The sequence below is a fragment of the Sulfurovum sp. TSL6 genome (genome assembly GCF_019972115.1).
Lineage (GTDB): Bacteria > Campylobacterota > Campylobacteria > Campylobacterales > Sulfurovaceae > Sulfurovum.
The window spans coordinates 924,434-940,174 of sequence record NZ_BPFJ01000001.1 but is presented as its reverse complement, the minus strand read 5'-3'; the positions used below and the strand labels follow the sequence as shown (position 1 = coordinate 940,174).

At 39.7% G+C, this 15,741-nt stretch carries 17 protein-coding genes; 10 read left to right on the top strand and 7 right to left on the bottom strand.

Translation table 11 applies throughout. The features are described from left to right. Positions 1-2 precede the first annotated feature (2 nt). Both LDM93_RS04585 and LDM93_RS04580 read right to left on the bottom strand, forming a co-directional pair. Positions 3-1,127, bottom strand: coding sequence for a S1C family serine protease (locus tag LDM93_RS04585; RefSeq protein WP_223890919.1), 1,125 nt, complete (start codon positions 1,125-1,127; stop codon positions 3-5). 72 nt (positions 1,128-1,199) lie between these two features. Next, positions 1,200-1,691, bottom strand: a complete 492-nt coding sequence (locus LDM93_RS04580) for an asparaginase domain-containing protein (protein WP_223890918.1) — start codon at positions 1,689-1,691, stop codon at positions 1,200-1,202. Positions 1,692-1,777: 86 nt separating this feature from the next. Between LDM93_RS04580 and fabI the strand changes: the two genes are divergently transcribed. The 4 genes from fabI to LDM93_RS04560 all read left to right on the top strand — a co-directional run bounded on the left by fabI (position 1,778) and on the right by LDM93_RS04560 (position 6,860). After that, positions 1,778-2,599, top strand: coding sequence for an enoyl-ACP reductase FabI (gene fabI / locus LDM93_RS04575; RefSeq protein ID WP_223890917.1), 822 nt, complete (start codon positions 1,778-1,780; stop codon positions 2,597-2,599). Positions 2,600-2,602: 3 nt separating this feature from the next. Beyond that, positions 2,603-3,373: a 23S rRNA (guanosine(2251)-2'-O)-methyltransferase RlmB gene (gene rlmB, locus LDM93_RS04570; RefSeq protein ID WP_223890916.1), complete on the top strand. Its 771-nt coding sequence runs from the start codon at positions 2,603-2,605 to the stop codon at positions 3,371-3,373. A gap of 26 nt (positions 3,374-3,399) precedes the next feature. Beyond that, the gene (locus LDM93_RS04565; protein ID WP_223890915.1) at positions 3,400-5,496 is read left to right on the top strand and encodes a helix-hairpin-helix domain-containing protein; all 2,097 of its coding nucleotides are present in this window, start codon (positions 3,400-3,402) and stop codon (positions 5,494-5,496) included. A gap of 80 nt (positions 5,497-5,576) precedes the next feature. After that, entirely contained in the window at positions 5,577-6,860 is a 1,284-nt protein-coding gene (locus LDM93_RS04560; RefSeq protein WP_223890913.1) for a DUF2130 domain-containing protein, read from the top strand. A 68-nt stretch (positions 6,861-6,928) separates the two neighbouring features. Here the strand turns inward: LDM93_RS04560 and LDM93_RS04555 are convergent, their stop codons facing one another. Continuing rightward, positions 6,929-7,360 (bottom strand): bacteriohemerythrin, encoded by a 432-nt coding sequence (locus LDM93_RS04555; protein ID WP_223890912.1) that lies wholly within the window; start codon positions 7,358-7,360, stop codon positions 6,929-6,931. Between the two features lie 273 nt (positions 7,361-7,633). Here LDM93_RS04555 and LDM93_RS04550 point away from each other — a divergent pair, with 273 nt between their 5' ends. Further along, positions 7,634-8,020 carry a group III truncated hemoglobin gene (locus tag LDM93_RS04550; RefSeq protein WP_223890910.1) on the top strand — a complete coding sequence of 129 codons (387 nt, stop codon included), beginning with the start codon at positions 7,634-7,636 and terminating at the stop codon, positions 8,018-8,020. A gap of 22 nt (positions 8,021-8,042) precedes the next feature. Continuing rightward, positions 8,043-8,471: a thioredoxin domain-containing protein gene (locus LDM93_RS04545; RefSeq protein ID WP_223890908.1), complete on the top strand. Its 429-nt coding sequence runs from the start codon at positions 8,043-8,045 to the stop codon at positions 8,469-8,471. Between the two features lie 55 nt (positions 8,472-8,526). On the opposite strand, the gene LDM93_RS04540 is transcribed toward LDM93_RS04545, so the two are convergent. Continuing rightward, on the bottom strand, positions 8,527-9,384 hold the full coding sequence (locus LDM93_RS04540; RefSeq protein ID WP_223890906.1) for a zinc-dependent peptidase: 858 nt from the start codon (positions 9,382-9,384) through the stop codon (positions 8,527-8,529). A 448-nt stretch (positions 9,385-9,832) separates the two neighbouring features. Between LDM93_RS04540 and LDM93_RS04535 the strand changes: the two genes are divergently transcribed. Further along, positions 9,833-10,759: a DUF234 domain-containing protein gene (locus LDM93_RS04535; protein ID WP_223890905.1), complete on the top strand. Its 927-nt coding sequence runs from the start codon at positions 9,833-9,835 to the stop codon at positions 10,757-10,759. Positions 10,760-10,769: 10 nt separating this feature from the next. Continuing rightward, positions 10,770-11,072, top strand: coding sequence for a hypothetical protein (locus LDM93_RS04530; RefSeq protein WP_223890903.1), 303 nt, complete (start codon positions 10,770-10,772; stop codon positions 11,070-11,072). A gap of 25 nt (positions 11,073-11,097) precedes the next feature. Here LDM93_RS04530 and LDM93_RS04525 read toward each other — a convergent pair whose 3' ends face one another. Further along, positions 11,098-12,195, bottom strand: coding sequence for a glycerol-3-phosphate dehydrogenase/oxidase (locus LDM93_RS04525; RefSeq protein WP_223890902.1), 1,098 nt, complete (start codon positions 12,193-12,195; stop codon positions 11,098-11,100). Positions 12,196-12,224: 29 nt separating this feature from the next. Here LDM93_RS04525 and LDM93_RS04520 point away from each other — a divergent pair, with 29 nt between their 5' ends. Next, positions 12,225-12,863: a glycerophosphodiester phosphodiesterase family protein gene (locus LDM93_RS04520; protein ID WP_223890901.1), complete on the top strand. Its 639-nt coding sequence runs from the start codon at positions 12,225-12,227 to the stop codon at positions 12,861-12,863. Positions 12,864-12,969: 106 nt separating this feature from the next. On the opposite strand, the gene LDM93_RS04515 is transcribed toward LDM93_RS04520, so the two are convergent. Continuing rightward, on the bottom strand, positions 12,970-13,113 hold the full coding sequence (locus tag LDM93_RS04515) for a hypothetical protein (RefSeq protein WP_155993765.1): 144 nt from the start codon (positions 13,111-13,113) through the stop codon (positions 12,970-12,972). A 73-nt stretch (positions 13,114-13,186) separates the two neighbouring features. After that, positions 13,187-14,617, bottom strand: coding sequence for a YdiU family protein (locus tag LDM93_RS04510; protein WP_223890900.1), 1,431 nt, complete (start codon positions 14,615-14,617; stop codon positions 13,187-13,189). A 152-nt stretch (positions 14,618-14,769) separates the two neighbouring features. On the opposite strand from LDM93_RS04510, the gene LDM93_RS04505 reads away from it, so the two are divergent. Next, positions 14,770-15,696: a DUF234 domain-containing protein gene (locus tag LDM93_RS04505; protein ID WP_223890898.1), complete on the top strand. Its 927-nt coding sequence runs from the start codon at positions 14,770-14,772 to the stop codon at positions 15,694-15,696. Positions 15,697-15,741 lie beyond the last annotated feature (45 nt).

Genomic DNA, 15,741 nt, shown 5'->3' with positions numbered 1-15,741 from the left:
CTTTATTCCAGGGTAAGAGATACTTCTCTTACTTGATCGTTCCTAACAAATTTTACCTCTACTGTGTCACCGATATGATATTTTTCTAGCGTAGAGAGAAGCATTTTTGTATTCTCTACCTTATGTTGGTCTATCCCGACGATCACATCCCCTGATACGATAGTATTGTTTTTTATGATGACCCCGTTAAGACCGGATCTCTCTGCGGCTGAGTTTGGTTGCACCTCTATGACGGCAACACCAGAGATACCCAGCTCTTTGGTGATCTCTTTATTGAGGCTTTCATTGATCGTGATACCCAGTTTCGGTCTTTGGTAGTGACCTTCTTGAATGATCTGCGGTACGATACGATTCACTGTATCAACCGGTACAGCAAAACCGATACCTGCATAGGTGCCAGAGAGACTGAACATAGCAGTATTGATACCGATCAGTCTACCGGCACTATCAAGCAGCGGACCACCTGAATTTCCCGGATTAATGGCTGCATCCGTTTGAATAAGATCCTCAATAGACGAACCATAGTTATTGCGCAGACTACGATTGAGGGCTGAGACTACACCTGTAGTGAGTGTCTGATCAAGCCCGAATGGATTGCCTATAGCATAAGTGATCTGGCCGACCTGCAGGTCATGACTCGTACCGATAGAAAGAGGTTTTGGCATATTGGTCGTCATAGGTATACGTAAAACAGCCAGATCATGCTCTGGACTTGCTCCGATGAGTGTGGCATTAAAAGTACGCTGGTCACTGAGCCGTATTCTTACAGCAGAGGCACCTTGCAATACATGATAATTGGTAATGATATGTCCCTGCCTGTCCCATATAAAGCCTGACCCTGTACCTCGGGGTATACGGGTAATGTCACGTGTCCAAAGGTTGAGCGTATCTTCAAGTGTTGTGATGTAAACCACTGACGGACTGGATTGCTGAAAGATCTCGATATTGGTTTTTTCTGTAGGTGAAAGTTCGCCTCTTGCAGTCACAGATCTTGGTTCTGAGTGCATGGAAGCCCATATATTTTCAATGATTGGTAAAAACACAAAAAGCGCCAACAAAGTGATCAGGATCAAGAGCAGAATGCGTATGCTGCGTAGTAGTGAAACTCCATCAAATTCTTTTTCCATAAAATGTTAACCTTATGCTTTTATTTAATCATAGCAGTTTAAATTTAATGAAGGATAAACATACTGCTCTCGTTAAAGTGTGGTAAATTTCCCTTTGATCCTATCTTTCTTTATATGCTCATACGTTCCCATAACGCCGTTCATAGCGACAAAAACACCTTCTTTATTCAAAGCACTGATATATCCATAGGCTGAACAGAGATTGGCAGTGGCTTCTACCGGGTCCACACTGTAGGGAACCATAGCCCCTGTGAGGACAATACATTTCTCCAGTTCTGCATCTGCCAGATATTCAGCTGTGAGCTCCATAGTATCTGTTCCGTGTACGATAAGTATATGATGATACTCAGATTGACTGATCGTTGCCAGGAGTTCGAGTCTGTCGTGGTTGGTCATGTCAAGACTGTCTTTGCCTATGATATTCACTATTTTAAATTCACACAGCCATTTTTTGGCGATCTCATTCAAGGCTTGTGACTCTACATCTATGATAAATTCACCCTTGATCGGGTCATAAATCTTGTTAAATGTGCCACCTGTACTCATAATAAGTATTTTTTTCATCTATTGCCTCAATTTATAATAAATATAGTTCTACATTTTAACGCAATAATGGTAAAATTACTCCATTAATTTCTTGGGAGCATTATATGATAATGAAGGGTAAAAAAGGTGTCATTTTAGGCATCGCTAACAAAAAGTCTATCGCATATGGTATCGCAAAAGCTTGTCAAGAGCAGGGTGCTGAAATGGCCATTACTTTTTTAAATGAAAGATTTGAGCAAAAACTGGCTCCTATCGCAGAAGATCTAGGGTGTGGAGCAAGACTCCATCCTTGTGATGTAAGCAAGCCAGAAGAGATCAAAGCACTGAAAGAATCACTTGAAAAAGACATGGGTAAGATAGATTTTATCGTACACTCTATAGCCTTTGCACCTAAAGAAGGTTTGAGCGGACGTTTTTATGATATTTCTAAAGAAGCCTTTGATGTAGCGATGGATATTTCTGTCTATTCACTCATCGAGATAGTACGTGAGTTAAAGCCGATCCTTTCTGATAACTCTTCAGTACTGACACTCAGTTACTATGGAGGTGTCAAATACATCCCTAACTATAACCTCATGGGTGTAGCTAAAGCAGCATTAGAGATGACTACAAAGTATCTTGCAGAAGATCTTGGTAAAGACGGTATCCGTGTCAATGCTATTTCTGCCGGACCGATCAAAACACTTGCTGCTGCGGGGATAGGTGATTTTTCATTTATGCTTAAATGGAATGCCGCACATTCACCGTTAAAAGAGAATGTAACCATCCAACAGGTAGGAAATTCAGGTATGTACCTTCTTTCGGACCTTAGTTCAGGCGTAACCGGAGAGATCCATTATGTGGATGCCGGATATAACATCATGGGTATGCCAGCTGTTGAGTTTAATGAGAATGGAAAACCTAAAATAGCCTGGAACGGCGAATAATACGTGCCAAAAACCTCTAAAGAGGATACTCCCGAGTATCTAGAAAAAAAAGCTTTCTTTGACAAAGTGCTTACCATATACGGGCGTAATGCCGTGATGGAAGCACTTGAAGATAAAGCTGTCACCATACATAAACTCCATTTTTCAAAATCCAACAAAGATGCTGCTGTTCTGGAACAGATGAAAGAGATCGCCCAAAAAAGAGGTATCGAAGTAGCCTATCACGATAAGCAGGCTCTTTCGCGTATCTCTAAAAATGCCAAGCAGGACCAGGGTGTAGCCCTTGATATCGTACTGGAACATTTTGGTGACGAAGAGAGTTTTCTGGATGCACACAAAGCCTATCGTATCATTGCACTGGATGGTGTCACGAACCCTCAGAACCTGGGGATGATCATCCGTTCGTGTGCAGCGGGTAATGTGGATGCCATCTTGCTTCCTACCAAAGGTGCGGCACAGATATCCCCATTGGTGATCAAAGCCAGTGCAGGGACACTTTTCAAAATGCCTATCATTAAAACGACCGACCTTGCCAAGACGCTCAAGTCTTTCCAAAGTAAAGGTGCATCGCTTTATACACTTTCATCACACGCTTCAAACTCTTATACAGAGCAAAGCTACAGCAACAAGACCATCTTTGTACTGGGTAACGAGAGCGAAGGTGTCAGCAAGCGTGTAGAAGATCTGTGTGATAAAAGCATCGCCATCCCTATGCAGCGTGGAGTTGAGTCTCTCAATGTCGCTGTAACCGCTTCACTTTTAGCTTTTTTATAATAAGCAATTTAAACAAACGGAATACCATGCAAAACCTCATAGCCCTCTTGGCTAAAAAAACGACCCTCAATGAAAAGCAAATCTCCAATATACTCACTCTTTTAGAAAAGGGTGATACCATTCCTTTTATCGCACGTTACCGTAAAGAACTTACGGGAAATGCTGATGATGAGCAGTTACGTCTTTTTAATGATGTTTATATGACAGCAAAGAGACTCTTGGAACGTAAAGAAGAAATCCTACACATACTCAAAGAACGAGAACTCCTAGACCAGAAGATACGTACTGCTATAGACAATGCTCAAACGATGACAGCGTTAGAAGATCTCTACAGACCATACAAAGAGAAAAAAAATACCAGAGCTTCCACAGCTATACAACAGGGCCTAACACCCTTAGCCAATACACTTCAGTCAGCCAAGCTGGATAAACAGGCTTTTATGAAAGAAGCCCAGCGGTTTGTAAAAGGTGAAGTAAAAGATGTAGAGATGGCTCTGCGTGGTGCACAAGACATAGTGGCAGAACGCTATGCAGATGTAGCCAAAGAACGCGAAGTGCTGCGTGATATGGTACAACGTCATGGGGTCATAGAGGTAAAAGCCACAAAAAAGTTTCAAGAAAATGGTAGTTTTAAAAATTATAAATCACATAGTGAAAAGATAGCCTACATCCCTTCACACCGCTACTTAGCCATAAAAAGAGGTGAGAAGGAAAAAGAACTCTCTGTCAAACTAACGATAGATACAGAACGTTACCTAGATACGCTGGGGCGCTATAAACTAAAAGAGTATATGGGAAGTTCTAAAACTTTGTTATTTGATGCCTATAAAGATGGTTTTAAACGTTTACTCTATCCTTCTATAGAACGTGAGGTTTTTGGATTACTCAAAGAAAAAGCAGATGCTTCTGCTATAGAAGTATTTGGTAAGAATTTAACACAACTCTTTATGAGCCCACCTGTAGTAGGTAAAGTACTTCTAGGGGCAGACCCTGCCTATCGTACTGGTTGTAAACTGGCAGTGATAGATGAAAATGGTACCTACTTAGACCATGCAGTTATCTATCCCGTACCTCCACGTGACGAGTATGAAAAATCACGTGATGTAGTTGCTAGACTGGTGGAAAAGTATAACATTCAAGGGGTTGCCATAGGCAATGGTACCGCTTCTAATGAAACCCAAGCATTTTTTGTAAAACTTAACACGGATGGACTTACCCTTCCTTACACTGTAGTCTCAGAAGCGGGGGCATCGGTCTACTCTGCTTCATCTGTGGCTGCCAAGGAGTACCCGGACTTAGATGTAACCATACGCGGTGCCATCTCCATCGCGGGTCGTTTGCGTGACCCGATGGCAACACTGGTAAAGATAGACCCTAAAAGTTTAGGCATAGGACAGTATCAGCATGATGTAGACCAAAAGTTGTTAGAGCGTAAACTTCATGAAAATGTAGAACGTTTGGTAAACGCAGTAGGTGTAGATGTAAACTCTGCTTCTGCTTCATTACTTTCATATGTTGCCGGTGTGGGTAGTACTGTGGCGGAAAACATAGTCAAACATCGTGAGAGTGTGGGTATCTTTGAGTCAAAGAGTGCTTTGTTAAAGGTAAAAGGCTTAGGTGCTAAGGCATACGAACAAGCTGCGGGATTTATGCGTATTCGTGGGGGTAAAAGTGTCTTTGATAATACAGGTATACACCCGGAGAGTTATGCAGTAGCCAAAGCCTTAGAAAGGTATGATGATGTGAGTGACACAAAAAGTATAGCCAAAGAGTTAGGTGTAGGTGAGATCACCTTACAAGACATCATCAAAGAGTTGGCAAAACCAGGGTTTGACCCACGTGAAGATCTGCCTAGCATTCCTTTTAAACAAGGGCTAACAGACATACACAGCCTAAGAGAAGGAAGCATCGTCTCAGGCGTGGTACGAAACATCGCTGACTTTGGTGCTTTTGTAGATATAGGACTTAAAAATGATGGAATGATACACATTTCACAGATGAGCGAAAAACGTATCAAGCACCCCCTGGAAGTACTCTCAGTCAATCAATACTTGGCACGGGTTGAGGTGATAAGTATAGACTTAGAAAAGAACAAGGTGGGATTGAGTTTAAAAGAGGTGTAAAAACATGTCAATTTGACACCTTTTCACAAACTCAATGCTTTTTCTGATATGATTATACTAATCAGAATACAGGAAGCCTCATGTCCACTCCAAATACCATCAAATGTCCAAACTGCGGAACTCAAATAGATATAGATGAGATATTTTATCATCAGATAGAAGAGAAGTTTAAACAACAACACCTTCAAGACCAAAAGAAACTCCAAAATGAAATAGAAGCCAAGCGAAAAGAGTACAAAGCGCACCTTGATGCACTTAAAGTAAAAGAAGATGCACTTAAAGAAGAGAAAGAAAAGTTTGATGAAGAACTGCGAAAGGCAACCAAAGAACAGTTACGCGTAGAACGTATCAAGCTTCAAGAGGAGCTTAAAAAAGAGCTTGTTGAAGAACAGAGTGCCTCTATGGCTATGCTTCAAAAAGAGCTTGAAGAGAAATCTAAAGAGTTGCAAAAGTACAATGAAGCTAAAGTAGAGATAGAGAAGCTTAAAAGAGAAAAAGATGAAATGGCTTCTCGTGCTAAAGCTGAAGCAGAGATAGCACTTAGTCAAAAGTTAGTTGAAGAGAAAGAGAAGATACAAAAAACATTAGAAGAAGCCAATGCCCTTAAACTCAAAGAGAAAGATGAGCAGATGGAACAGCTCAAACGCAGTCTTGATGATGCTAAGCGTAAAGCAGAACAGGGGTCGATGCAGATACAGGGTGAGGCATTAGAACTTGCCATCGAGTCATGGTTGAGTTCGCAGTTTCCTTTTGATACTGTAGATGAGGTTAAAAAAGGTGCTTTTGGTGCAGACTGTGTGCAGACTATTCACACACGAGAGCTTCAAAACTGTGGTGTCATCTGTTATGAGAGCAAGAACACAAAAGCATGGTCTGATAGCTGGGTAACCAAGCTAAAACAGGACATGCTCAAAGTCAATGCAGACTTGGGTGTCCTTGTGACATCTGTTTATCCTAACGGTATGGACAGAATGGGCTTTGTAGAGGGTATATGGGTGTGCAGTCTTGATGAATTTAAGGGTTCTGTTTCACTGCTACGTGAAAGCCTTATACGTGTACATTTGACAGTACAAAAAGAAGAGAACAAAAGTGACAAGATGACACTCTTATACAACTACCTTACGGGTAATGAGTTTAGCATGCAACTTAAGTCCATAGTGGACGGATTTATGTCTATGCAACAAGAGCTGGACAAAGAACGCCGCTCCCTCATGGCAAGCTGGAAGCGCCGTCAGAAACTGATAGATGGGGTACTTCAAAACACTACAGAGATGTATGGTTCATTACAGGGTATAGCTGGGGTTGGAGCATTGGGGAATATTGATGCGTTGGAGTTACCTGAGAGTTTTGAAGATGAGACTTAATTATGAAAGTTAAAAACAATATAGCACCTATACTTCCAAAGTAAGGACACAGTTTAGCTTCTTATAAACTACTCTTCTTCAAGCGCCATTTTCTTTGCTATATATGCTGCTGTGGGGGCATCCACAGTATTGATATGCAAAACTATCCACTCTGGTGACTTAAAGATAAAATTGATAACTTTTTTTACATCACCAGAGTTTTTCCATTGTTTGATCGCATAATTGATATCGTTTAAAAACATATCGTGTGCCGTTTTATGCATTTCATAAGAGGGAAAATCATACTTTCTCATCAGACGCTCTTCATTAGTAAAGTGCTCTTTGACATGTGCTATGTATTCATCCAGTTTTGCTTCTAACTGACTCAGGTTTGATTTATTGATTATATACCCTGTAGCAAGTTTTTCCACTTCATTTAAAATTTTTATTTCTTCTTCATGTGTCGCTTGCATCTCCTCAACATCTAGATATTCAACTTGTTCTGCGTAAAGTAATGCCATTTGATAATCCCTTTTTACGATATTATAGACAAAAATATAGAAATGACTCTTGATAAACATCAAGTGCTCAAAATAAAATAGGGGTCAGGTGACAATGACAACTCTATGTCATAAAATAAGCATAAAATGAAAGATTCAACAGGAGGAGTGGAGGGAAGTATGACTATTTATATCCTAAACATTATCTGCTATAGTACACTATATGTTTTTGAATAATAAAGATTTGTTCATGTAGATCAATACAAAGCATAAGTGTATAAAGAAAGGCATAGGATGCAAACAGAATTAGCAAATACAATAAATGATGAGAATATAGAGAAACTAGTAAGAACATTTTACCCTATGGTACTCAAAGATACGTTGGTAGGACCATTTTTTGTGGAAAAGTTAGGTGATGATATCAACTCTGAGGTATGGGAAGAACATCTTGTACTCATTAGTCAGTTTTGGGCTTTTGTGGCTTTGGGGGATGAGCGGTATAACGGACACCCTATGGCACCACACTTCGAGATAGAAGGCATAAGTAGAAAGGCTTTTGAACAGTGGCTTAAGTTGTTTTATGAGGCCATAGATAAAGTGTATATTCTACGGTCAGGTGAATTTTTCAAACTAAAAAGTACAGACATCGCTTCAAACTTTATGCGTAATTTGGGAATTTAAAGAGATAATGGAGTATTAGTTTATGAACATAAAAGTTGTTTGTCCCCATTGTCTTAAAGTAAGCAGTGTAAAAAAGAAGGAGACATACACTACTGAACATTGTAAAGAGTGCGGAGGCTCACTTTTAGAAAGTAAGCCACTGAATGCAAATTTAGCTATATTGGACTACTTCATTCATACTTCTGATCTACCTATTATAGTTGACTTCTGGGCACCTTGGTGTGGTCCATGCCTGACGATGGCACCTCATTTTGAAGCCGCAGCTATGGCTATGCCATTACAAGCACAGTTTTTAAAAATAAACAACGATAATGCTCAAACACAAAACCCAACTATCATTATAGTAAATATCCCTGCGGTACTTGTGTTTAAAGATGGAAAAGAGATAGATAGATTTACCGGTGCACGCAGTAGTAAGCAGATCATAAAATGGGTTGAAAAGTATTTTTAATGGTTACTGGTTCCCACGAACATCGTGGGAACGAACCAAAATTACGTGAAAAACATCATTCATTTTGATCGGGATGTGATGAGTATAACTTTTCTGCATCAAGTCTATAAAAACGTTTAAGTTCTGCATAAAGATCAGGAAAATTATTTTTGAACGCTTTAGGTGTCTGAAAAAAGCGTTCGCTGCAGACTGCAAAAAACTCAGCTTCATTCGTGAGCGCATAGTCACCTAAAAGTGTGAGCCCTTCTGAATGTTTTTGCATCTTTTGAAGGTTTCTTAATATAGTAAAAGCTTTAGAGAAAACTTCAGACCATTTTTGATAGTTTGAAGTTTCCAAAAGAGGTGTACCGTCTGCAAGGCCATCTTCAAAATCCAACTCATGGGCAAACTCATGGATGATGACATTCTCTTTCCCCTGCTTAGCTATGTTTTGTGCTATATCCTGCCATGAGATGACTACAGTGCCATTGGCTGACTGCCCTTCGAGGACTGATGTGCGGGTGTGGTGTATGCCATCAATCGTATGTGAGTCATCTACGATGAAGTGCTCGGGGTAGACTATGATGGTACTGACATGGTCTTTCTCACCCAGTTCAAATCCAAGTCGCATCAGACAGGCATAAAATGCTATGATAACTTTTATTTCATCATTGATGTTCATTTTTACACCTACGAACTCTTTTTGATCTATGAAAAGAAGTATCATAAAGTGGAGTTTTTCTTTCTGTTTGGGTGCGAGTGTCTGGTACTGGTGTATCTTTTGCAGTATGGTCACATAGGATCTTGGAAAGGGCATAGCTTTGAGTCTCTTGTATCTCCACATACGACGGAAGTAACCTACACTTTGCCAAAACAAAAAGAGCGCGATAAGCGCAAAAAGAAATTGTATGAGTAGAAGATAATAGCTCGCCATTGCCGAAAAACCTTGTAATAAAAGTGAATCACTATAAGTGTAACACTTTTAGCTTCAGGTATTTATGATGATAGTGACTATTTACATACAAAGCATTTTCTGCTAGAATGATGTTTGAAGAGAGAGCGCAAAGCTCCCTCTAAATGGTTTTAACGATTATTTAGATACTTGAGAATAGCTAATATAATCGAAATGATGAGAATGGTTAATTCCATATCATCCACCACCTCTCACAGTCAGGATTTGACTACGAGGTTCAAACAGCAGTTGCCTCTGTTGTTTGACACAACATAGTCAGACTGCATTCAAAGATTACCCCAATTTTTCCATCATCATTAAAAAGATGTCAATATGACATACTTCTACACTTTTATACAAAGGTTGAAAACGAAAAAAAGAGACACTATAAACATTGGATATAATTCATGTATCAATACAAGGCTAACCTATGTCAAAACGTCCAACATTTTTACAACATTTTCGCTCTTTTGCTTACCAGAATAATATCAGGGATTTTGATAAGGCTTTAGGGTACTTTGCAGTATTTGGTGGTACGGGGTGGGATGTTAATGTATCTAAGAGTGTAGAGGCACTCATAGAAGAAAAAGTACTGCGTAACTACGAAGCCCTTCATAAAAGCATGACAAGATATACACATAATAACCCTGTGTACCATAACTTGTTGTCTCTCGTAGCCTTAGGTGTGAATCATGAGCATGATGCTTTTAAAAAAGCTAAAGTGGGTAGAGACAGGGGTGAAGAAGCTATGGACTACCTGGAAAAGAAAAGTCTGTTAAAATTTGATCTCTCAGTAGAAGAACCTTTAAAAGAAAGTGATGGGAAATCGGACAGAGTGTTGTTTGAATTGCCTTTTATGCGTTTTTGGTTTGCTGTGATCTCTCCCCATTATAAGAGCATTTCGAATGGTGACTTTAGTGAATTTACCCAAAAATGGAATCAGCTCAAAGCGAACTTTTCTATCTTGCTGAGTAATCAATTGGTGCTAGAACTTGTAAAACAAAGCTTTGCTGAAAAGTTTGCAGATGATCCCATCGTTTCCATAGGTTCATACTATGATAAACATGTGCAGATAGAGATACTTGCCAAAAGAAAATCCGGAAAGATGTTGGCAGGTGAGTGCAAATACTCTAAAGAGGCAGCAAAAATGAACATGCTGAACTCCCTTAAAGAGAAGTGTGAAAAGGCAGAACTAGATATAACGGAGTATGTACTCTTTTCTAAAAATGGATTTTCTTCTGAAGTTGAGCAGATGAAAGAAGCAGACTTGACACTTTTAACACACACTCATCTGGCTTCGTTACTAGATCACTTGAGTAAAGATGACTTGTTAGCCTATACCAATAAAAAGTACTAAAGGAAAATAGATGCTCATACGAAGCGGTAAAATTCAGTTTTTATTTTGGACAGCTTTCTTCTCTGTCATGCTTTATATCTGGATCGTGACGATCGGACTGCAGACATTTGTCCTGCCTGATGAAAAGCCTCTCGAACTGCCTCAAGAGGTTATAATGTTGATGTTTGTGCTTTATGGTTTATTGGCTGTTGCTTTGGTGGCGGGAACCATCATTTCTACCATGATCAACAACCGATACTATATGAAGTTTTTCAGTATTTTTATGATGGCAGCTCTTGCCACGTTATTGGCAACAAGAATGATGTTTGGTTAAGCATCGAGTAAGAGTTCACCTGTCATCAAAGCCGTAGAAGCTTAACTACATGTTTTGCCAAAGAAGGAAAAGTGGTTAACTTTCCTCCATAGATATGAAGTACTTTACTTTCCCCTAAATGATGCAGATCGATCTTGGATTCTCGTGACATATCAGAAGGGTCTTTTTGACTTTTTATGATGGGACGTGTTCCTATGAAAACCTCTTTAATATCATTACGATTTAACGCTGTTTTCAAGTAGGCATTGCTTTCTCTAAGCAGATACTCTATGTCATCATCATGGATGATGATCTCATCGACTTTACAGTTTTCACTTCGTTCGGTTGTACCTATGAGTGTTGACTCTGCCTCAGGAATCATAAAAAAGATACGTTTGGTAGAAGTCTCTAAAATAAGTGGATGAGGCACCAGTACCTTTCGGATCACAAGATGTATACCACTGAGTTTTTCTATGGTGTAAGAAGAGGGCAGGTTAAACTTTGCATTTACTTCGTCTACCCATGCTCCGGTTGCATTGATGAGTACTGGGGTATGAATGAGGGTGTTATTGATGTGTAACGCTATGGTTGTATCTTCAAATTGGAGGGAAGTGACCTCTGTATATTCAAGGATGTCTACACCCAGGTCTTGTGCTTCTTGTGCTACTCTGTGTGTCAGTGCATCATCATCTGTTTTCCCGTCAAAGTATCGGAATACAGTTTTTAGGTTCTGTGCTTTAAGTGCGGTGAACTCTTTTAAAAAGTTTTCTTTCCCTACTTCCTCTGACCTCTGCCCATGTTGTGCGAAAAAGCTGTAAAGCCATAAGCCCAGTCGTATCATCCAGGAAGGGCGTTTAGAATTTTTATAGATGGGCAGATAAAAAGGCTGTAGCTTGACCAGGTCGGGATAGGTATCTAAAAGATATTTCTGATCATGCAAGGCTTCTTTGACCAGGGAAAACTCAAAGTTTTCCAAATATCTCAGGCCGCCGTGTATGAGCCGTGAGGATTTGGATGATGCCCCTGCAGCAATATGTGTTTTTTCCACTACGAGAACTTTTTTCCCTGAAGAAGCCAGTGCCTTTGCAATAGCTACCCCATTAATACCGGCACCAAGAATAACCATATCATATTTTTTATGCATAAGATATAATAACAGAAAAGAGGGATTTTATGAAGCGAATTGCCCATCGAGGTTTAAGTAAGGAGTATCCTGAAAATACACTTCTTTCTTTTCAAAAAGCGCTTGAGGCGGGTGCAGATGGTGTAGAGACTGATCTTAGATTGAGTCTTGATGAAGAAGTCATACTCTTTCATGATGCTAATCTTAAGCGTATAACAGGTTATGATAACATACCTGAAGCCCTTTCACTTGCCCAATTAAAAAAACTCGATGCAGGAGAAGGAGAGGCTATTCCCTCTTTGGATGAACTCCTTCAACTCACACAGGGCAAAGCAACACTTATCTTGGAGATCAAATACAACCCCTCCACCTGTAAAAGGCTCTGTGAAATCACCATCAAACTGATAGAAAATAAACTGGATTGGGTAGAAGTCTCTTGTTTCGAAGATAAGGCTTTAAAGTATATGCATAAGCTTAACCCTCATGTCAAGCTGCATAAACTGATAGATAAGGCTTCTACGTTGAAAGATAAAGATTTTGAAATGCTGTATGCGTATGTCAGTTATTTTGATGTTGATGTAAAACTGCGTAACATAGTGTTAGATCAGGGGATCCTTCAAAGACACCAAGTCATTTTTTGGACGGTAGAAAATGAAGACCTCAGTAAAGAAAAAGAAGCTGGGCTCTAAGGGATTATGAAAAATGATATCAGGGTTTAAATAACAAAATAGCTTTTGCAGGGTTATTGACAAGCAGAGGGATGTTTGGCTGATCTGCAACAAGGAAGAGGATACTTTAGTACTCTTGCATCTCGCCTTCAATATATAGTATTGACTCTTTCAATGCTTCTATGACACTGATCTCACGTTCTTCAAGTTTTTCTTTGCATAATACACGTAACTTTTCAAGATATAGGTCTAATAATTCGTCCTGATTCATACCGTCTCCTTTTTATAGCGTATTTTTTTTAGTATATCATTTCTACACTTTGACTATCTCAAAGTTTTCCATATTAAGATGAACAGCTGAGCTTTTTATTTTTAAATTCCTGTGGTGTAGCACCTGCCCATCTTTCAAACTCGGGATGTTCATCAAATGGATTTTGGGCTATTTTAAACAGGTCATAAACCACAGAAAAGTCACCTTTTTCAGCAGCATCTATCGCCTCTTGAAGCATATAGTTTTTGAGTACATACTTTGGATTGGCAGAGAGCATCTGCTCTTTTCTCACGGTTGTATCTATGTTTTTGATACGTTCATCGTACCTGTCCAGCCATACATTCATCGGTTCATGGTATAGCCCTGTAGACAAGAGTGCCTTTCTGTCTCCTTCATAGTGACTCAGTGTTCTAAGAAAGAGCGTATAATCCACATGGAGCTGCTCCAGCATGTCCAACATATCATCTATGAGTTCAGGATCACCTTCTACTGTACCTTCCAATCCGAGTTTTTTGCACATATAGTAGTGAAAGTACCGTATATAGATCTTGTCGTACATCGCCAGGTTCTTTTCCATTTTCTCCGTACTACTTAAAGGACTAAGGGCCATCATCAGCGATCGAAGATTCCATTTGGCGATTTCGGGTTGGTTTGCAAAACTGTAGCGTCCGTCTACATCTGTATGGTTACATATATTTTCATGGCGGAAATCATCCAAAAAGGCATACGGTCCATAGTCTATGGTCAGCCCGGCTATAGACATATTGTCTGTGTTCATTACGCCATGGTTAAAACCAACAGACATCCATTGTGCCATCAGTCTGGCTGTAATGATCATCACATCATTAAAGAGCAGGGTATAACGATTCTCTTTACCGCTATGATGCGGAAAATTCTCCTCTATGACATAATCAGCCAAAGCCTCAAGCTCTTTGAACATCCCCTGATGGGCATAATATTCAAACGTACCAAAGCGAACCCATGAAGAACTCACACGGCAGACGATAGCCCCTTTTTCCATCTTTTCACGTCTTACATCATGTTCTGAACCTATCAGTCCTAAACAGAGTGTTGTGGGTATACTCAGACATTGCATCGCTTCACTCATAAGATATTCCCTGATACTTGAACGCAGTACTGCACGTCCATCACCATTACGCGAATACTCAGTCATCCCCGCACCTTTTAACTGTAGATTATACTTGTCGATCGTACCGATATTGATCGCTCGACCATCTCCTAATCTTGGTACGAAATACCCAAACTGATGCCCCGCATAACACATGGCAAAAGGTTCTGACTCTTCTAATGTATACTCACCATTAAGAAACTTCACAAATGCCTCGGTTTGAAGTTCCTCCTCGTCAATATCGAGTACCTTGGCCACATCTGTGTTGGCATGTATAAGGAAGGGGTCTACAAGAGGTGTTGGTGCCACTCTATCATAACACTCAGAAGGTAGTTTTAAATAGGGGTTGGTTAATTGTAATTCGTTTAATTTCATAAGCCCATATTAGCTAGTAAAGCTTTGAAGACACTTATAATGTTATAAATAAATAAGGATAGAAGATATAAACTACATAAAACATGATAGAAGATGGTAGGGATATAACAGCATCTTAGGTATAATCTATGAATTAATTCAAGGGTATCTTTATGGCGAAAAATCCGACACTACTACAACACTTCCGTTCTTTTTGTTACCAAAACAATGCTACTGACTTTGAACAGGCAGTAGAGTATTTTGCTGTATTTGGCGGTATGGGGTGGCAGATTGACTTTTCTAAACCCATCGACGATCTCATAGAAGAAAAAGTGCTTCGCAACTACAGATACATTCATGGGGACATTGCACATACGACAAAGAGCAAACCTCTCTACCATGCACTTCTTTCTGCCATTGCATCAGGTGACAGACGGGAACATTCTGCATTTAAAAAGGCGAATGTAAAAAGAGAAGAGGGAGAAGAGGCTATAGATTGGCTTGTCAAAAGCGATCTTTTGATTTTTGATAGATCTGTAGAAAAACCGTTGAAAGAAGAAGAGGGAAACTCTGATAAACTCCTGTTTGTACAACCGTTTATGCGTTTTTGGTTTGCCTGTATCTCTCCTTACTATAAAGGCATCAAAGCGGGTGACTACTCAGAGATGAAAGCACACTGGTCTCACATGAAAGCAGGGTTCTCTACGCTTATCTATGATCAATTGGTTTTTGAAATGCTCAAAAAGAGTTTTAAAGATGCTTTTGAAGGCGACCCTATCGTTAGTATCGGTGGGTATTGGGACAAGAATGTTGAGATCGACATATTGATCAAAAGAAAGTCTGGTGAAATGATCGCAGGTGTCACAAAGTACTCCAAGTCAAAAGCCAATAAAAGTGAACTTACAAAGCTCAAAGAAAAATGTGCACAAGCGCAATTGGATGTCGATACTTTTGTCATCTTCTCTAAAAACAAGTTCTCGTCTGAACTGAAAAAGGAAAAAGGTGAGAAGTTACAACTTTTTTCATTGAGGAACCTCACGGGTCTGATAGCGGACCTGAGTGAGAAAGATCTCATAGAATATACCAATAAGAAGTATTAGCATACACAGTTGAGTAACACTTCTTTTTTGGAATGCCTAAAGGGA